Origin of the sequence: Micromonospora sediminicola, assembly GCF_900089585.1 — a bacterium.
GTDB classification, from domain to species: domain Bacteria; phylum Actinomycetota; class Actinomycetes; order Mycobacteriales; family Micromonosporaceae; genus Micromonospora; species Micromonospora sediminicola.
In genome coordinates, this window is sequence record NZ_FLRH01000003.1 from 1,226,139 (window position 1) to 1,243,025 (window position 16,887).

The 16,887-nt window shown below is 69.6% G+C and carries 29 protein-coding genes; all 29 read left to right on the top strand.

The window, feature by feature from the left end:
• Positions 1-6 precede the first annotated feature (6 nt).
• The 29 genes from rplB to truA all read left to right on the top strand — a co-directional run bounded on the left by rplB (position 7) and on the right by truA (position 16,857).
• Positions 7-846 carry a 50S ribosomal protein L2 gene (rplB, locus tag GA0070622_RS06380; RefSeq protein WP_091570064.1) on the top strand — a complete coding sequence of 280 codons (840 nt, stop codon included), beginning with the start codon at positions 7-9 and terminating at the stop codon, positions 844-846.
• Positions 847-858: 12 nt separating this feature from the next.
• Positions 859-1,140, top strand: coding sequence for a 30S ribosomal protein S19 (rpsS, locus tag GA0070622_RS06385; protein WP_007073032.1), 282 nt, complete (start codon positions 859-861; stop codon positions 1,138-1,140).
• 40 nt (positions 1,141-1,180) lie between these two features.
• A complete protein-coding gene (gene rplV, locus GA0070622_RS06390; protein ID WP_091570068.1) occupies positions 1,181-1,633 on the top strand; it encodes a 50S ribosomal protein L22 in 453 nt (150 codons plus the stop codon).
• Positions 1,633-2,514, top strand: coding sequence for a 30S ribosomal protein S3 (gene rpsC / locus GA0070622_RS06395; protein WP_091570073.1), 882 nt, complete (start codon positions 1,633-1,635; stop codon positions 2,512-2,514). Before rplV ends, rpsC begins: the two co-directional genes overlap by 1 nt.
• A gap of 3 nt (positions 2,515-2,517) precedes the next feature.
• Complete coding sequence (gene rplP, locus GA0070622_RS06400) at positions 2,518-2,943, top strand: 50S ribosomal protein L16 (RefSeq protein ID WP_073834927.1); 426 nt, start codon at positions 2,518-2,520, stop codon at positions 2,941-2,943.
• Positions 2,943-3,179, top strand: a complete 237-nt coding sequence (gene rpmC / locus GA0070622_RS06405; RefSeq protein WP_013288628.1) for a 50S ribosomal protein L29 — start codon at positions 2,943-2,945, stop codon at positions 3,177-3,179. The genes rplP and rpmC overlap by 1 nt, the downstream gene beginning before the upstream one ends.
• On the top strand, positions 3,176-3,457 hold the full coding sequence (rpsQ, locus tag GA0070622_RS06410) for a 30S ribosomal protein S17 (protein WP_091570077.1): 282 nt from the start codon (positions 3,176-3,178) through the stop codon (positions 3,455-3,457). Before rpmC ends, rpsQ begins: the two co-directional genes overlap by 4 nt.
• Before the next feature lie 97 nt (positions 3,458-3,554).
• Positions 3,555-3,923 carry a 50S ribosomal protein L14 gene (gene rplN / locus GA0070622_RS06415; RefSeq protein ID WP_007073026.1) on the top strand — a complete coding sequence of 123 codons (369 nt, stop codon included), beginning with the start codon at positions 3,555-3,557 and terminating at the stop codon, positions 3,921-3,923.
• Positions 3,920-4,240, top strand: a complete 321-nt coding sequence (gene rplX, locus GA0070622_RS06420; protein ID WP_172836497.1) for a 50S ribosomal protein L24 — start codon at positions 3,920-3,922, stop codon at positions 4,238-4,240. Before rplN ends, rplX begins: the two co-directional genes overlap by 4 nt.
• Positions 4,240-4,809, top strand: a complete 570-nt coding sequence (gene rplE / locus GA0070622_RS06425; RefSeq protein WP_091065804.1) for a 50S ribosomal protein L5 — start codon at positions 4,240-4,242, stop codon at positions 4,807-4,809. The genes rplX and rplE overlap by 1 nt, the downstream gene beginning before the upstream one ends.
• A 1-nt stretch (position 4,810) precedes the next feature.
• On the top strand, positions 4,811-4,996 hold the full coding sequence (locus GA0070622_RS06430) for a type Z 30S ribosomal protein S14 (RefSeq protein ID WP_007073023.1): 186 nt from the start codon (positions 4,811-4,813) through the stop codon (positions 4,994-4,996).
• Positions 4,997-5,094: 98 nt separating this feature from the next.
• Complete coding sequence (gene rpsH, locus GA0070622_RS06435) at positions 5,095-5,502, top strand: 30S ribosomal protein S8 (RefSeq protein ID WP_013288624.1); 408 nt, start codon at positions 5,095-5,097, stop codon at positions 5,500-5,502.
• A gap of 16 nt (positions 5,503-5,518) precedes the next feature.
• Entirely contained in the window at positions 5,519-6,061 is a 543-nt protein-coding gene (gene rplF, locus GA0070622_RS06440) for a 50S ribosomal protein L6 (protein ID WP_091570082.1), read from the top strand.
• Positions 6,058-6,447, top strand: a complete 390-nt coding sequence (gene rplR / locus GA0070622_RS06445) for a 50S ribosomal protein L18 (protein WP_091570085.1) — start codon at positions 6,058-6,060, stop codon at positions 6,445-6,447. Before rplF ends, rplR begins: the two co-directional genes overlap by 4 nt.
• 33 nt (positions 6,448-6,480) lie before the next feature.
• Positions 6,481-7,095, top strand: a complete 615-nt coding sequence (rpsE, locus tag GA0070622_RS06450; RefSeq protein WP_013288621.1) for a 30S ribosomal protein S5 — start codon at positions 6,481-6,483, stop codon at positions 7,093-7,095.
• Positions 7,095-7,277 carry a 50S ribosomal protein L30 gene (gene rpmD / locus GA0070622_RS06455; RefSeq protein WP_013473693.1) on the top strand — a complete coding sequence of 61 codons (183 nt, stop codon included), beginning with the start codon at positions 7,095-7,097 and terminating at the stop codon, positions 7,275-7,277. The genes rpsE and rpmD overlap by 1 nt, the downstream gene beginning before the upstream one ends.
• Complete coding sequence (gene rplO / locus GA0070622_RS06460; protein WP_091570089.1) at positions 7,277-7,720, top strand: 50S ribosomal protein L15; 444 nt, start codon at positions 7,277-7,279, stop codon at positions 7,718-7,720. The genes rpmD and rplO overlap by 1 nt, the downstream gene beginning before the upstream one ends.
• 234 nt (positions 7,721-7,954) lie before the next feature.
• Positions 7,955-9,280 (top strand): preprotein translocase subunit SecY, encoded by a 1,326-nt coding sequence (gene secY / locus GA0070622_RS06465; protein WP_091570092.1) that lies wholly within the window; start codon positions 7,955-7,957, stop codon positions 9,278-9,280.
• Positions 9,281-9,934: an adenylate kinase gene (locus GA0070622_RS06470; protein ID WP_091570097.1), complete on the top strand. Its 654-nt coding sequence runs from the start codon at positions 9,281-9,283 to the stop codon at positions 9,932-9,934.
• A 95-nt stretch (positions 9,935-10,029) separates the two neighbouring features.
• Positions 10,030-10,881, top strand: a complete 852-nt coding sequence (gene map / locus GA0070622_RS06475; protein ID WP_091570100.1) for a type I methionyl aminopeptidase — start codon at positions 10,030-10,032, stop codon at positions 10,879-10,881.
• A 433-nt stretch (positions 10,882-11,314) separates the two neighbouring features.
• On the top strand, positions 11,315-11,950 hold the full coding sequence (locus GA0070622_RS06480) for a DUF1707 SHOCT-like domain-containing protein (protein ID WP_245666133.1): 636 nt from the start codon (positions 11,315-11,317) through the stop codon (positions 11,948-11,950).
• A 260-nt stretch (positions 11,951-12,210) separates the two neighbouring features.
• Positions 12,211-12,432 (top strand): translation initiation factor IF-1, encoded by a 222-nt coding sequence (gene infA, locus GA0070622_RS06485; protein ID WP_007073013.1) that lies wholly within the window; start codon positions 12,211-12,213, stop codon positions 12,430-12,432.
• Between the two features lie 92 nt (positions 12,433-12,524).
• Positions 12,525-12,638 carry a 50S ribosomal protein L36 gene (rpmJ, locus tag GA0070622_RS06490; RefSeq protein ID WP_012184307.1) on the top strand — a complete coding sequence of 38 codons (114 nt, stop codon included), beginning with the start codon at positions 12,525-12,527 and terminating at the stop codon, positions 12,636-12,638.
• A gap of 151 nt (positions 12,639-12,789) precedes the next feature.
• A complete protein-coding gene (gene rpsM, locus GA0070622_RS06495) occupies positions 12,790-13,170 on the top strand; it encodes a 30S ribosomal protein S13 (protein WP_013288614.1) in 381 nt (126 codons plus the stop codon).
• Between the two features lie 18 nt (positions 13,171-13,188).
• A complete protein-coding gene (gene rpsK / locus GA0070622_RS06500; RefSeq protein ID WP_014440747.1) occupies positions 13,189-13,596 on the top strand; it encodes a 30S ribosomal protein S11 in 408 nt (135 codons plus the stop codon).
• A gap of 14 nt (positions 13,597-13,610) precedes the next feature.
• Positions 13,611-14,237: a 30S ribosomal protein S4 gene (rpsD, locus tag GA0070622_RS06505; protein ID WP_091570104.1), complete on the top strand. Its 627-nt coding sequence runs from the start codon at positions 13,611-13,613 to the stop codon at positions 14,235-14,237.
• A 95-nt stretch (positions 14,238-14,332) separates the two neighbouring features.
• Complete coding sequence (locus GA0070622_RS06510) at positions 14,333-15,355, top strand: DNA-directed RNA polymerase subunit alpha (protein WP_007073009.1); 1,023 nt, start codon at positions 14,333-14,335, stop codon at positions 15,353-15,355.
• Positions 15,356-15,389: 34 nt separating this feature from the next.
• Positions 15,390-15,950 carry a 50S ribosomal protein L17 gene (gene rplQ, locus GA0070622_RS06515; protein WP_091570109.1) on the top strand — a complete coding sequence of 187 codons (561 nt, stop codon included), beginning with the start codon at positions 15,390-15,392 and terminating at the stop codon, positions 15,948-15,950.
• 73 nt (positions 15,951-16,023) lie between these two features.
• Positions 16,024-16,857 carry a tRNA pseudouridine(38-40) synthase TruA gene (truA, locus tag GA0070622_RS06520; RefSeq protein ID WP_091570112.1) on the top strand — a complete coding sequence of 278 codons (834 nt, stop codon included), beginning with the start codon at positions 16,024-16,026 and terminating at the stop codon, positions 16,855-16,857.
• Positions 16,858-16,887: the final 30 nt, after the last annotated feature.

Genomic DNA, 16,887 nt, shown 5'->3' on the forward strand with positions numbered 1-16,887 from the left:
TAGACAATGGCTATCCGTAAGTACAAGCCGACGACGCCGGGCCGGCGTGGCTCGAGCGTTGCCGACTTCGCCGAGATCACCCGGTCGACGCCCGAGAAGTCGCTGCTGGCTCCGCTGCCGAAGAAGGGCGGACGCAACGCCCACGGCCGGATCACCACGCGGCACCACGGTGGCGGCCACAAGCGCCAGTACCGTCTGATCGACTTCAAGCGGGTCGACAAGGACGGCGTGCCGGCGAAGGTCGCCCACATCGAGTACGACCCGAACCGCACCGCGCGCATCGCGCTGCTGCACTACGCCGACGGCGAGAAGCGCTACATCCTCGCGCCGAAGGACCTGAAGCAGGGCGACGCCGTGGAGTCGGGCCCGGGCGCCGACATCAAGCCGGGCAACAACCTGCCGCTGCGCAACATCCCGGTCGGTACCACCATCCACAACGTGGAGCTGCGTCCGGGCGGCGGCGCCAAGCTGGCCCGCTCGGCCGGCGTCGGCATCCAGCTGCTCGGCCGTGAGGGCGCGTACGCGACCCTGCGTATGCCGTCCGGCGAGATCCGGCGGGTGGACGTGCGCTGCCGCGCCAGCATCGGCGAGATCGGCAACGCCGACCAGTCGAACATCAACTGGGGCAAGGCCGGCCGGATGCGGTGGAAGGGCAAGCGCCCGACCGTCCGTGGTGTCGCGATGAACCCCGTCGACCACCCGCACGGTGGTGGTGAGGGTAAGACCTCCGGTGGTCGCCACCCGGTCAACCCGCAGGGTAAGCCCGAGGGCCGCACCCGTCGTAAGGGCCAGCCGAGCGACCGGCTGATCGTCCGCCGCCGCTACGCCACGCGTAAGCGCGGCTGAGGGAGATAAGACATGCCTCGCAGCCTGAAGAAGGGCCCGTTCGTCGACGACCACCTGCTCAAGAAGGTGGAGACGCAGAACGACAAGGGCTCGAAGAACGTCATCAAGACCTGGTCGCGACGCTCGACGATCATCCCGGAGATGCTGGGTCACACGATCGCCGTGCACGACGGACGTAAGCACGTCCCGGTCTTCGTGACCGAGGCCATGGTCGGGCACAAGCTCGGCGAGTTCGCGCTGACCCGCACGTTCAAGGGTCACGAGAAGGACGACCGGAAGAGCCGCCGGCGCTGACGCCGCGGGCATACGGATAGAGGAACAAGGGGTTACAGCGATGCCAGGAAAGGGCGACGCTCCGGTGCTTCCGGGCGCGCGGGCGGTTGCGCGGCACGTGCGCATCTCGCCGATGAAGGCGCGCCGGGTGGTCAACCTCGTCCGCGGCCTGCCCGCGAAGGAGGCGCTCACGGTGCTGCAGTTCGCGCCGCAGGCGGCGAGCGAGCAGGTGTACAAGGTGCTCGCTAGCGCGATCGCCAACGCGGAGAACAACGAGCGGCTGGACCCCGATGCGCTGCTCGTCAGCGAGGCGTTCGTCGACGAGGGCCCGACGATGAAGCGGTTCCGGCCGCGGGCGCAGGGCCGGGCCTACCGGATCCGCAAGCGGACCTGCCACATCACCGTGGCGGTCGAGGCCGTGGCTGCGGCCGCGCCGAAGAAGTCGGCCAAGAAGGCCGCTCCGGCCAAGCAGGCCGAGCCGGCGCAGCAGAGCACGACGGAGGGTGCCGAGTAATGGGTCAGAAGGTTCACCCCACCGGGTTCCGGCTCGGCATCTCGACCGACTGGAAGTCCCGCTGGTTCGCGGACAAGCTCTACAAGGACTACATCGGCGAGGACGTCAAGATCCGCCGGATGATGTCCAAGGGCCTCGAGCGCGCCGGGATCTCCAAGGTCGACATCGAGCGCACCCGGGACCGGGTCCGCGTCGACATCCACACCGCCCGGCCGGGCATCGTCATCGGCCGTAAGGGTGCGGAGGCCGACCGGATCCGCGGCGAGCTGGAGAAGCTCACCGGCAAGCAGGTCCAGCTGAACATCATCGAGGTGAAGAGCCCCGAGTCGGACGCGCAGCTGGTCGCCCAGGGCGTCGCCGAGCAGCTGTCCAGCCGGGTCAGCTTCCGTCGGGCCATGCGCAAGGCGATGCAGTCCGCGATGAAGAACCCGGTCTGCAAGGGCATCCGGGTGCAGGTCTCGGGTCGTCTCGGCGGCGCCGAGATGAGCCGGACCGAGTTCTACCGCGAGGGCCGGGTCCCGCTGCACACGCTGCGGGCCAACATCGAGTACGGCTTCTTCGAGGCCCGTACCACGTTCGGCCGGATCGGCGTGAAGGTCTGGATCTACAAGGGCGACGCCGTCCCGGGCCGCGAGGCCCCGGCCGAGGCCGCCCCGTCGCGCGGCCCGCGCCGTGACCGTGGCGACCGGCCGGACCGGCCGCGCCGTGGTCGGTCGGGCTCGTCGGGTACGACCGCCGGTGGCACCGAGGCCGGCCGCGCTGCCGCGACCACCATCGCGCAGCAGGCGGAGACGCCGGCCGGTGAGCCGGTCGACAGCAGCGCTGTCGCCGCAGCCGCCTCGGCTCCGAACCAGCCGGCAGAACAGCAGCAGGAGGGCTGACAGATGCTGATGCCGCGCAAGCCCCCGAAGGGCTTCCGCAAGCCGCACCACCCGGACCGCCACGGCGCGTCCAAGGGCGGTAACCGGGTGGTGTTCGGCGAGTTCGGGATCCAGGCTCTCGAGCCGGCGTACGTGACCAACCGTCAGATCGAGTCGGCGCGTATCGCGATGACCCGTCACATCAAGCGTGGCGGCAAGGTCTGGATCACGATCTTCCCGGACCAGGCCCTCACCAAGAAGCCGGCCGAGACCCGGATGGGTTCCGGTAAGGGTTCGCCCGAGTGGTGGGTCGCCAACGTCAAGCCGGGGCGGGTCCTCTTCGAGATGTCCTTCCCCAACGAGCAGATCGCGCGAGAGGCGATGCGTCGCGCGATCCACAAGCTCCCGATGAAGTGCCGCATTGTTACGCGCGAAGTGGGTGAATCCTGATGGCAGCGGGCGTCAAGCCTTCCGAGCTGCGTGAGCTCTCCGAGGAGGAGCTGGTCACGAAGCTGCGCGAGGCCAAGGCGGAGCTGTTCAACCTCCGCGTGCAGGCCGCAACCGGGCAGCTGGACAACAACCGGCGGCTGCAGGTCATCCGTCGGGAGATCGCCCGGATCTACACGATCATGCGTGAGCGTGAGCTGGGTCTCTCGGCCGCGCCGACTGAGGTGACTGCATCATGAGTGAGAACACCACCACCACCGCCGCCGCGCGGTCCCGCCGCAAGGTCCGCGAGGGCCTCGTGGTCAGCGACAAGATGGACAAGACCGTCGTGGTCGAGGTCGAGGACCGGGTCAAGCACGCGCTGTACGGCAAGATCATGCGCCGTACGAGCAAGCTGAAGGTGCACGACGAGCAGAACTCGGCCGGCATCGGCGACCGGGTCCTGATCATGGAGACCCGGCCGCTCTCCGCCACCAAGCGGTGGCGGCTCGTGGAGATCCTCGAGAAGGCCAAGTAGCGAAGGCTCGAGCTCGGCCGGTATCGGTCGGGCGCAGGTTCCGCCAGGCTCCGGCCGCCCCCGGCGGCCGGAGAACCGGCAGACATAGGAGATAGACGTGATTCAGCAGGAGTCGCGACTGCGCGTCGCCGACAACACGGGTGCCCGGGAGATCCTGTGCATCCGGGTTCTCGGTGGCTCCGGTCGGCGCTACGCGAGCATCGGCGACGTCATCGTGGCCACGGTCAAGGACGCGATCCCCGGTGCCGGTGTGAAGAAGGGCGACGTCGTCAAGGCCGTCGTCGTTCGGACCGCCAAGGAGAAGCGGCGGCCGGACGGGTCGTACATCCGCTTCGACGAGAACGCCGCCGTCATCATCAAGGACGGTGGGGACCCGCGCGGTACCCGCATCTTCGGCCCGGTGGGCCGGGAGCTGCGGGACAAGCGGTTCATGAAGATCATCTCTCTCGCGCCGGAGGTGTTGTGACCGTGAAGGTCAAGAAGGGCGACACGGTCGTCGTCATCGCCGGCAAGGACAAGGGTGCCAAGGGCAAGGTCATCGCGGCCTACCCGCGGCAGGACAAGGTCCTGGTCGAGGGCGTGAACCGGGTCAAGAAGCACACCCGCATCAGCACCACCCAGCGTGGCGCCAAGACCGGTGGCATCGTCACCCAGGAGGCCCCGATCCACGTCTCGAACGTGATGGTCCTGGACTCCGACGGCAAGCCGACCCGCATCGGCTACCGGATCGACGACAACGGCCAGAAGGTCCGCATCGCGCGTAGCACCGGTAAGGACCTGTGATGACCACGGCTACCGAAACCAAGACCCTGCCGCGCCTCAAGGAGCGGTACCGCAACGAGGTCGTGGCGAAGCTGCAGGAGCAGTACGCCTACGGCAACCCCATGCAGGTGCCCGGCCTGGTCAAGATCGTCGTCAACATGGGTGTCGGCGAGGCCGCTCGGGACGCCAAGCTGATCGACGGCGCGGTCCGCGACCTCGCCACGATCACCGGTCAGAAGCCGCTGGTCCGGCGGGCGACCAAGTCCATCGCGCAGTTCAAGCTCCGCGAGGGCATGCCGATCGGCGCGAAGGTCACCCTCCGCGGCGACCGGATGTGGGAGTTCCTGGACCGGCTGCTGTCGATCGCGCTGCCGCGTATCCGTGACTTCCGCGGTCTGGACGGGCGCAAGCTCGACGGGCACGGCAACTACACGTTCGGTCTGACCGAGCAGTCGGTGTTCCACGAGATCGACCAGGACAAGATCGATCGCCAGCGGGGCATGGACATCACGGTGGTCACGACCGCCACGACCGACGACGAGGGCCGGGCGCTGCTCAAGCTCCTGGGCTTCCCGTTCAAGGAGAACTGAGATGGCCAAGAAGGCGCTGATCCTCAAGGCGGCCGCGAAGCCGAAGTTCTCGGTTCGCGCGTACACCCGCTGCCAGCGGTGCGGGCGTCCGAAGGCGGTCTACCGCAAGTTCGGTCTCTGCCGGGTGTGCATCCGGGAGATGGCCCACCGCGGTGAGCTGCCCGGCGTGTCCAAGGCTTCCTGGTAATAGCCCGGCGCGCTCCGGCGCGTCAGCTGAACTGTCTCTTCGCCGTAGGCCCCGGGCCTGGCCCGGGGAACCCCGGCGAGAAAGGTTGACGAGTTTTCATGACGATGACCGACCCGATCGCAGACATGCTCACGCGTCTGCGTAACGCCAACCAGGCGTACCACGACCGGGTGACGATGCCCTACTCGAAGATCAAGGCGAACATCGCCGAGGTCCTCAAGGCCGAGGGTTACATCGCCACCTGGTCGGTCGAGGAGCCCGAGGAGGGCGCCGTCGGCAAGCGACTGGTCGTCGAGCTGAAGTACGGCCAGAACCGCGAGCGGAGCCTGGCCGGCATCAAGCGCGTGTCCAAGCCCGGTCTCCGGGTGTACGCCAAGTCGGACGGGCTCCCGCGGGTGCTCGGCGGGCTGGGCGTGGCGATCATTTCGACGTCCCAGGGGCTGCTCACCGACCGGCAGGCCCGCAAGCGGAGCGTTGGCGGGGAAGTCCTCGCCTTCGTCTGGTAACGGGAGACAGGTAGAAATGTCGCGTATTGGACGTAAGTCGATCCCGGTGCCATCCGGCGTCGACATCACGATCGACGGCCAGACCGTCAAGGTCAAGGGCCCCAAGGGCGAGCTGAGCCACGTGCTGGCCGAGCCGATCACGGCGGAGCGGGGCGAGGACGGCGCGCTGCACGTCAACCGGCCCAACGACGAGCGCAGGGCCAAGGAGCTGCACGGCCTGAGCCGTACGCTGGTGGCCAACATGATCGTCGGTGTGACCGAGGGCTACCGCAAGAGCCTGGAGATCGCCGGCACCGGTTACCGCGTGACCGCCAAGGGCAAGGACCTGGAGTTCGCGCTCGGGTTCTCGCACCCGGTGCTCGTGCCGGCGCCGGACGGCATCACGTTCACGGTGGAGCGGCCGACGCTGTTCCACGTGGCCGGCATCGACAAGCAGCAGGTCGGCGAGGTCGCCGCCAACATCCGGAAGATCCGCCCGCCGGAGCCCTACAAGGGCAAGGGCGTGAAGTACCAGGGCGAGGTCATCCGCCGCAAGGCTGGAAAGGCAGGTAAGAAGTGAGCGCCACGCTGCTCAAGCGCCGCCGCGGCGTCGCCGCCAAGCGTGCCGTCGGGCGTGCGCGTCGGCACTTCCGGGTCCGCAAGAACGTCAACGGCACGGCCGAGCGTCCCCGCCTGGTCGTCACCCGCTCCCTGCGGCACATGGTCGCCCAGGTCGTCGACGACACCAAGGGTCACACCCTGGCGTCGGCCTCGACCATGGACGCCTCGCTGCGCGGCGCCGAGGGCGACAAGAGCGCCCTGGCCGGCAAGGTCGGCGCCCTGCTCGCCGAGCGCGCCAAGGCCGCCGGCGTCTCGAAGGTCGTCTTCGACCGCGGTGGCAACCGGTACGCGGGGCGGGTCGCCGCGCTTGCCGACGCCGCCCGCGAAGCCGGGCTCGAGTTCTAGAAACCCCGTCACGAGAGAGAAGGAAGGCTGCTGATGCCAGGTCAACAGCGCCGTGGCGGCGGGTCCGGTGGCAACGAGGGTGGTCGCCGCGACAACCGCCGTGAGGGCGGCCGCGGAAACGCGCCCGTCGAGAAGACCCCGCACCTCGAGCGGGTCGTCGCGATCAACCGCGTCGCCAAGGTCGTGAAGGGTGGTCGTCGCTTCAGCTTCACCGCCCTGGTGATCGTGGGCGACGGCGACGGCACCGTCGGTGTGGGCTACGGAAAGGCCAAGGAGGTGCCCGCGGCGATCGCCAAGGGTGTCGAGGAGGCCAAGAAGCACTTCTTCAAGGTGCCGCGGATCGGTCAGTCGATCCCGCACCCGGTGACGGGTGAGGACGCGGCCGGTGTGGTGCTGCTCAAGCCGGCCTCGGCCGGTACGGGTGTCATCGCCGGCGGTCCGGTACGCGCCGTGCTGGAGTGCGCGGGCATCCACGACGTGCTCTCCAAGAGCCTCGGCTCGTCCAACCCGATCAACATCGTGCACGCCACCGTGGCGGCCCTGAAGGGGCTCGAGTCCCCCGAGCAGGTCGCGGCGCGTCGTGGTCTGCCGGTCGAGGACGTCGCGCCGGCCGCCATGCTGGCGTCGCGGGCGGGGGTGGCGTCCTGATGGCACGCCTGAAGGTCACCCAGGTCCGGTCCGAGATCGGGACCAAGAAGAACCAGCGTGACTCGCTGCGTTCCCTCGGTCTCAAGCGGATCAACGACGTGGTGGTCAAGGAGGACCGGCCGGAGATCCGCGGCATGATCTTCACGGTCAACCACCTCGTGAAGGTCGAGGAGGTCGAGTAATGACGATCAAGGTGCACCACCTGCGTCCGGCTCCGGGTGCCAAGACCGACAAGACCCGTGTGGGTCGCGGTGAGGGCTCGAAGGGCAAGACCGCCGGCCGTGGTACCAAGGGTTCGAAGGCCCGCAAGAACATCTCGGCGGCGTTCGAGGGTGGGCAGATGCCCATCCACATGCGCCTGCCGAAGATGAAGGGCTTCAAGAACAAGTTCAAGGTCGTGTTCCAGGTGGTCAACCTGGACCGGCTCGCCGAGCTCTTCCCGAACGGCGGCCAGGTCGGCCCCGTCGAGCTGGCCGAGGCCGGTGCGGTCCGCAAGGGCCACCCGGTCAAGGTGCTCGGCACCGGCGACCTCGGCGGTGTGTCCCTCCAGGTGACGGCGCACGCGTTCAGCGCGTCGGCCAAGGAGAAGATCACCGCGGCCGGTGGCTCGGTCACCGAGCTGTAAGGCATGTTCGTGGCGCCCGCTCAGTTGTTCGCAACTGGGCGGGCGCCATGGTCTACCGGCGACGTGTGCGCCGGGTAACATCGGATTCGTTTTATGTAGCCGGGCACATCTGCCCGGACCGGGATCGGGCTGTTAGAGTCCGTTCCCAGCCATGGATACCGGGCGCTCGCCCGGCACCCACCCCGCCCCGCCAGGGATCGTCACCGGCGGCCCGCGTCGCGCAGGAGGAAGAAGTTGCTGTCCGCCTTTCTCAGTGCGTTCCGTACGCCTGACCTGCGCAAGAAGCTGCTGTTCACAGTAGGCATCATCGCGGTCTACCGGCTGGGCGCCACGCTGCCCAGCCCGGGCGTCTCGTACGGCAACGTGCAGAAGTGCCTCGACACCATCCAGGGCAGCACCGGCGTGCTCAACCTGCTGGATCTCTTCTCCGGCGGCGCGCTGCTCCAGCTCTCGGTCTTCGCGCTGGGCATCATGCCCTACATCACCGCGTCGATCATCCTGCAGCTGCTGACGGTGGTGATCCCGCGGCTGGAGCAGCTCCGCAAGGAGGGCCAGGCCGGCCAGGCGAAGATTACCCAGTACACCCGCTACCTGACGCTGGGCCTGGGCATCCTCCAGTCCTCGGCGTTCGTGGCGCTGGCCCGCTCCGGGCAGCTGTTCAACAACCAGTGCGACCAGTTCCCGATCGTGCCCAAGGGCACCGGCATCCCGGACTGGCTGACGCTGACCATCCTGGTCATGACGATGACCGCCGGCACCGGCGTGGTGATGTGGCTCGGTGAGCTGATCACCGACCGGGGCGTCGGCAACGGCATGTCGGTGCTGATCTTCACCTCGATCGCGGCCCGCCTTCCCAGCGAGGGCTGGAAGATCAAGACCACCAAGGGCTGGGGGATGTTCCTCCTCGTCATCGCCCTGGTGCTCCTGGTCATCACCGCGGTGACCTTCATCGAGCAGGCGCAGCGCCGGATCCCGGTGCAGTACGCCAAGCGCATGATCGGCCGGCGGATGTACGGCGGCACCTCGACCTACATCCCGCTCAAGGTGAACCAGGCCGGCGTCATCCCAGTCATCTTCGCCTCGTCGCTGCTCTACCTGCCGCAGCTCGCGCTCCAGTTCTTCGATCCGAACGACCCGGGCAAGGTCCAGGCGTGGATCCAGAACCACATCGTGAAGGCGAGCGCGCCGGAGCACATCGCGATCTACTTCCTGCTGATCATCTTCTTCACCTACTTCTACGTGTCCATCACGTTCAACCCGACCGAGGTCGCGGACAACATGAAGAAGTACGGCGGCTTCGTGCCGGGCATCCGCCCCGGCAAGCCGACCGCCGAGTACCTCGACTTCATCCTCAGCCGGATCACCCTGCCGGGTGCGCTCTACCTGGGCATCATCGCGATCCTGCCGAACTTCTTCTTCATCTGGCTGGACAACCAGCAGTTCCAGAACTTCCCGTTCGGCGGCACCGCTGTGCTCATCATGGTCGGCGTCGGTCTGGAGACCGTGAAGCAGATCGAGAGCCAACTCATGCAGCGGAACTACGAAGGGTTCCTGCGGTAGATGCGACTCGTTCTGGTTGGCCCGCCGGGCGCGGGCAAGGGCACACAGGCGGAGTTCATCGCCGCCCACCTCTCGGTGCCGAAGATCTCGACCGGTGACATCTTCCGGGCCAACGTCACCCAGGGCACGCCCCTGGGTGTCGAGGCCAAGCGGTACATGGACGCGGGCAAGCTGGTCCCGGACGACGTCACCATCAATATGGTGCGCGACCGGCTCGCTGAGCCGGACGCCGGCGAGGGCTTCCTGCTCGACGGCTTCCCGCGCACCACGCCGCAGGCCGCCGAGCTGGACAAGCTCCTCGCCGACCTGGGCTCCGCGCTGGACCTGGTGCTGGAGCTGGTCGTCGACGACGACGAGGTGATCCGGCGGCTGTCCGGCCGGCGCACCTGCCGGGGCTGCGGCAAGATCTGGCACGTCGAGTTCGACGCGACCACCCGTGAGGGCATCTGCGACCGCTGCGGCGCGGAGCTGTTCCAGCGGGACGACGACAAGCCGGAGACCATCGCGGCGCGGCTGCGGGAGTACGCCGAGAAGACCGCGCCACTGGTGGACTACTACGGCGCCCAGGGCAAGCTGGTCGGCATCGACGCGACCGGGCCGGTGGAGGACGTCACCGTCCGCGCCATCGACGCGCTGCGCTCCTACGGCGGCTGACGACCCACCGCCGTCCGGCGGATAGAGTGCGAACGGCGGGGTACGCGCGACGTGCCCCGCTGTTCCGCGTACGCGCGACGAAAGGTTAGACCGCCATGCGCCGTCCCCAGCTGGACATCCAGCTGAAGACCCCCGAGCAGATCGAGCTGATGCGGGCCGCCGGTCTGGTGGTCGCCCGTGCCCTGCGCCGGATGCGTGAGGCGGTCGCCCCCGGCGTGACGACGGCCGACCTCGACGCGATCGCCGAGGCCACCATCCGGGAGGCGGGCGCGGTCCCGTCGTTCAAGGGCTACCACGGGTTCCCGGCGTCGATCTGCTCCTCGGTCAACGAGCAGGTGGTGCACGCCATCCCGTCGGCCCAGCAGGTGCTGCGCGAGGGCGACCTGATCTCGATCGACTGCGGCGCGGTGCTCGACGGCTGGCACGGCGACGCGGCCGTCACGGTGGCGGTGGGGGAGGTCGACCCGGCACTGCTGCGGATGGCCGAGGTGGCCGAGGACGCGATGTGGGCCGGCATCGCCACCGCCGCCCGGGGCGCGGCCTCCGGCAGGGGACGGCTCACCGACATCTCCCACGCGGTGGAGAGCGCGGTCCGCAAGGGCGGCCGGTACGGGATCGTCGACGGCTACGGCGGCCACGGCATCGGCACCGAGATGCACCAGGACCCGCACGTGCTGAACCACGGCCGCCCCGGCAAGGGCCCGCGCCTGGTTCCCGGCCTGGCGCTCGCCATCGAGCCGATGATCACGATGGGCTCCCCGCGCACGGCGGAGCTGGCCGACGGCTGGACCGTGGTGACGCGGGACGGCTCGATGGCGGTGCACGTCGAGCACTCGATGGCGCTGCTGGACGACGGCGTCTGGGTGCTGACCGCCGAGGACGGCGGCCGGGCCCGCCTCGGTGACCTGGTCACCGCCCGCCAGCCCGCGGACTCCCCGGCCCGCTGACCCGTCCGTCGCCCGGCCGAGCCGCCGCTCACCCTGGCGCCGCCGGCCGTCCCGGTGCCTGTCGGGCCGGGCGGCCGGGCAGCCGCGGTGTGTGTCGGGCCGGGCGGCCGGGCGGCCGCGGTGTGTGTCGGGCCGGGCGGCCGGGCGGCCGCGGTGTGTGTCGGGCCGGGCGGCCGGGCGGCCGCGGTGCTTGTCGGGGGCGGCGGTTGCGGTGCCGTCGGGCTCGGCGACTCGGCGGGTGTGCGATGTTCGGCCAGGCGGGGCCAGGCAACCCGACGTTCCGTGGGCCATCCGGCATTCCCAGGGCCGGTGGGCCACGGCGATTTCCCGGGCGGGCGGGTCGTCACTTCACCCCGATATACCTCTGAGTCATATTTATGACCAGGCGGTATATCGGCGCGGGGTCGCATCTGTGTCAGCCCGGTCACGCCACGTGACGGGCGTCGACAGGCTGGAGGGCGCGGTCCGGGTGCGGGCCGGGCGGCGGGTTTTCGTCCGGTGGCGGGCCGGTGGCATCCTTGCCGTCATGGACGGGCAGCGGGAGATGCGGGCGGCCGACCGTGACCGGGAGGCCACGGCGGAACGGCTCCGGGTGGCGCTGGAGGAGGGCCGGCTCGGCCTGCACGAGTACGACGAGCGGCTGGCCCGCGCGTACGGCGCCCGCACCTACGCCGACCTGGACGAGGTGGTGGCCGACCTGCCGGGCCCGGCGTCGGCCGAGCGGTCCGCCGTGGTGCCCGCCACCCCGACGCCGCCGCCCGCGACGCCGCCACTCGCGCCGGCGCCACCCGCGCCCGCGGCGGCCGTTCCGAGCGGCGAGCCGGCCGCCGGGGCCGGGACGCCGGTCGCGCCGGACACCCGCTCGCGGCTGCTCGGCCTCTGGATGCCCTGGCTGCGGGTGGCCGCGCTGCTGCTGCCGATCTGGCTGATCAGCGTGATCGCCACCGGCCACACCGCCGGTGTCTGGCCGCTCTGGGTGCTGGGGCCGTGGGGCGGCCTGGTGCTGATGCAGTCCGTCGGGCTGATCGGCGTCGACCACGGTCGGAAGCGACACGACCGCCGCCGCTGAGGCGGCCGGAGCTGTGCCGCTGGTCACAGCCGCGCCGGAAATCCCCCGTCGGGGGGACCGGACGGCCGGCCGGTTTGGCGACGGTGCGCGTGCGGGCGTACACTTTCAGATCGGCGCACAGCGTCCACTCCGCCATGCCCACCCTGCGCTTCGGTGGGAGTCGGAGCCGCGGCTGGCGCGGGTTATCTGATCTTGGTCAGTTCACCCGTGTAAGACGTTGTGGGCCGTCCGGAGTAACCGACGTCAGGACAGCGGAGTACATGCCGAAAAAAGACGGAGCCATCGAGATCGAGGGTCGGGTCATCGAGCCCCTGCCGAACGCCATGTTCCGGGTGGAGCTCGCGAACGGCCACAAGGTGCTGGCTCACATCAGCGGCAAGATGCGGCAGCACTACATCCGCATCCTGCCGGAGGACCGGGTCGTCGTCGAACTGTCGCCGTACGACCTGACCCGCGGGCGCATCGTCTACCGCTACAAGTAAGCCTGACGACGGCCGGGACGTCCCCGTGTCCGTCTTCGACGTCCGGGTCGCGCTCCGTCGCGTCTCCGGGCCAGATGGGAAGTAAGGCAACCGTGAAGGTCAAGCCGAGCGTCAAGAGGATCTGCAACAAGTGCCGGGTGATCCGCCGGCACGGCCGGGTCATGGTCATCTGCACCGACCCGCGCCACAAGCAGCGCCAGGGCTGACGCCCCACACGTCACCAGCTCGTCCCAGCCGCGGACGGTGCGCAGCGCGTACCTCTCGTGGTTGACCCCCGGTCGGAGGCCGGGGCCCGCTCGGGCAGCGGGGTGGGACGGGTCCACACCTCCGCCACAATCATGAGGAGTACGCCCGCACATGGCACGTCTAGTCGGCGTGGATCTCCCCCGCGAGAAGCGGATGGAGATCGCGCTCACCTACATCTTCGGGGTCGGTCGCACCCGCGCCCTGGAGACGCTCGCCGCGACCGGCATCTCGCCGGACAAGCGCGTTCGCGACCTCACGGACGAGGAGCTCGTCGAGCTCCGGAACCACATCGAGGGCAACTACAAGGTTGAAGGCGACCTGCGCCGCGAGGTCGCCGCTGACATCCGCCGCAAGGTCGAGATCGGCTGCTACGCCGGTATCCGGCACCGCCGCGGTCTGCCCGTGCGTGGCCAGCGCACCAAGACCAACGCGCGGACCCGGAAGGGCCCGAAGCGGACCGTGGCCGGCAAGAAGAAGCCCGGCAAGAAGTAACTAGGAGCGCACAGACTTATGCCACCGAAGGCTCGTGCCGGAGCCGCCGTCAAGAAGGTCCGGCGCAAGGAACGCAAGAACGTCGCCCACGGGCAGGCGCACATCAAGAGCACCTTCAACAACACCATCGTGTCCATCACGGACCCGACCGGTGCGGTCATCTCCTGGGCCTCGTCCGGCCAGGTGGGCTTCAAGGGCTCCCGCAAGTCGACCCCGTTCGCCGCGCAGCTGGCCGCCGAGGCCGCCGCGCGTCGGGCCATGGAGCACGGCATGCGCAAGGTCGACGTGTTCGTCAAGGGCCCCGGCTCCGGCCGGGAGACCGCCATCCGTTCGCTGCAGGCCGCTGGGCTGGAGGTCGGGCAGATCTCCGACGTCACCCCGCAGCCGCACAACGGGTGCCGTCCGCCGAAGCGTCGCCGGGTCTGAGAGGTTAGAGAGAGATGGCTCGTTACACCGGTGCTGACTGCCGCCGTTGCCGGCGGGAGAAGATGAAGCTGTTCCTCAAGGGCAGCAAGTGCGATGGTCCGAAGTGCCCGTTCGAGTCCCGGCCGTTCCCGCCCGGGCAGCACGGCCGCGGTCGGACCAAGGAGACGGAGTACCTGCTCCAGCTCCGTGAGAAGCAGAAGGCCCGTCGGGTCTACGGCGTGCTCGAGAAGCAGTTCCGCGGCTACTACGAAGAGGCCGTGGGCAAGAAGGCGAAGACCGGTGAGGTCCTCCTTCAGATCCTCGAGTCGCGGCTCGACAACGTGGTCTACCGGGCCGGCTACGCCAAGTCCCGGGACATGGCCCGTCAGCTGGTCAAGCACGGTCACTTCATGGTGAACGGCAAGAAGGTCGACATCCCGTCGTACCGCGTCAAGGAGCACGACATCATCGAGGTCCGGGGCAAGAGCAAGGAGCTCACCCCGTTCATCGTCGCGCAGGCCGAGGCCGGCTCCAAGACCGTTCCGGCGTGGCTCGAGGCCATCCCCAGCCAGATGAAGGTCCTCGTGCACTCGCTCCCGGCCCGTCAGGTGATCGACACCCAGGTCCAGGAGCAGCTGATCGTCGAGCTCTACTCCAAGTAAGGGCTCGCTGCGGTGGCCCGCCCTGCGGGGCGGGCCACCGGAACAGTTGTGTCGTGGGCGTCAAATAGCGGGCGCCCCGGAAGAGAAGAGAAAAGATGCTCATCAGCCAGCGACCGTCTCTCTCCGAAGAGTCGATCAACGAGACCCGCTCCCGGTTCACCATCGAGCCGCTGGAGCCCGGCTTCGGCTACACGCTGGGCAACTCGCTGCGGCGCACGCTGCTGTCGTCCATCCCGGGCGCGGCGGTCACCTCGATCAAGATCGACGGTGTGCTGCACGAGTTCACCACGATCCCCGGGGTCAAGGAGGACGTGGTCGAGCTCGTCATGAACATCAAGGAGCTGTGCGTCAGCTCCGAGCACGACGAGCCGGTCAGCATGTACCTGCGCAAGCAGGGCCCGGGCGACGTGACCGCCGGTGACATCCAGCCCCCGGCCGGTGTCTCGGTGCACAACCCGGACCTGAAGCTCGCCACCCTCAACGGCAAGGGCCGGCTCGACATGGAGCTGACCGTCGAGCGGGGTCGGGGCTACGTCACCGCGGCGCAGAACAAGCAGGCGGGCGCCGAGATCGGCCGGATCCCGGTCGACTCGATCTACTCGCCGGTGCTCAAGGTGACGTACCGCGTCGAGGCGACCCGGGTCGAGCAGCGGACCGACTTCGACCGGCTGATCATCGACGTCGAGACCAAGCCGTCGATGGGCCCGCGCACCGCGCTGGCCTCGGCCGGCTCGACGCTGGTGGAGCTGTTCGGGCTCGCCCGCGAGCTGGACGAGACCGCCGAGGGCATCGACATCGGGCCGTCCCCGCAGGACGCCCAGCTGGCGGCGGACCTGGCTCTGCCGATCGAGGAGCTGGACCTCACCGTCCGCTCCTACAACTGCCTCAAGCGCGAGGGCATCAACTCCGTTGGTGAGCTGATCGGGCGTACCGAGGCCGACCTTCTCGACATCCGCAACTTCGGTCAGAAGTCGATCGACGAGGTCAAGATGAAGCTCGCCGGGATGGGCCTGGGGCTGAAGGACTCGGCTCCGAACTTCGACCCGGCGCACGTCGTGGACGCCTTCGGCGAGGCCGACTACGACACCGACGACTACCGCGAGACCGAGCAGCTCTAGTCCGCGCTGCCGCCACACCTGAGGAGCACCAAGCATGCCCACGCCCACCAAGGGCCCCCGCCTCGGCGGCAGCCCCGCGCACGAGCGGCTGATGCTGGCCAACCTGGCCACCGCGCTGTTCCAGCACGGCAAGATCCAGACCACCGAGACGAAGGCCCGGCGGCTGCGTCCGCTGGCCGAGCAGCTCATCACCAAGGCCAAGCGCGGCGACCTCGCCTCGCGTCGGCGGGTGCTGGGCGTCGTCAAGGACAAGGACGTGGTCTACTCCCTGTTCGACCAGATCGCGCCCCGGTACGCCAACCGCAACGGTGGCTACACCCGGATCGTGAAGACCGGCCCGCGCAAGGGTGACGCCGCTCCGATGGCGATCATCGAGCTGGTGGAGGAGCTTCAGGTCGCCGAGCCGAAGGCGAACAAGAAGACCGCCGCCCGCAAGGCCGCCCAGCAGGACAAGGTCGAGGCCCTGGCCCCGGCCGAGGAGGCCCCGAAGTCCAGCGCCGGTGACCAGGACGCCGAGGCTCCGGTCTCCGCGTCGGGCGACACCGCCGCCGCCCGTGAGGACAGCGACGAGGCCACCGAGAACGACAAGGCCTGATCGCAGGCAGCATCGTCGGGCCCGGCACCCCCTCGTGGGGTGCCGGGCCCGACGCCGTCAACGGAGGTACGAGGTGAGCGAGCGGACCCGGCTGCGGCTGGACGTCTCGTACGACGGCACGGAGTTCTCCGGCTGGGCGCCCCAGCCCACCCGGCGCACGGTGGCCGGGGTGCTCATGGAGGCCCTGGACCTGGTGCTCGGCGCGGGCACCGCGACCGGGCTGACCGTGGCCGGGCGCACCGACGCCGGGGTGCACGCCACCGGGCAGATCTGCCACCTGGACCTGCCCACCGAGGTGTGGCGCGAGCACGACGGGCGGCTGCTGCGCCGGTTGGCCCGCCTCCTCCCGCCGGACGCCCGGGTCCGCGCGATGACCGAGGTCCCCGCCGACTTCGACGCCCGGTTCTCGGCCACCTACCGGCGCTACGAGTACCGGGTCACCGACGCGCCCTGGGGCGCCGAACCGCTGCGCCGCCGGGACACCCTGGCCTGGCCGAAGCCGCTGGACCTGACCGCGCTCAACGCCGCCGCGGCCGGGCTGGTCGGCGAGCACGACTTCGCCGCGTACTGCCGGCGCAAGGAGAACGCCACCACGCTGCGCGAGGTGACCCGGCTGGATTGGCGGCGCGACCCGGACGGGATCCTGGTCGCCACCGTGCAGGCCGACGCGTTCTGCCAGAACATGGTGCGCAGCCTGGTCGGCGCCATGCTGGTCGCCGGGGACGGGCGGCGGCCGGTGGAGTGGCCGGCCGGCCTGCTGAGCCGCCGGGAGCGGTCCAGCGAGGTGACCGTGGCGCCGGCACACGGCCTGGCGTTGGTCGAGGTCGGCTACCCGACCGACCCCGCCGAGTACGCCCGCCGCGCCGACCTCACCCGCCGGCTGCGCGTGCCCGTCGCGGAGGGCTGAGCGGACACGGAACGGCCCGCCGCCCCGCGT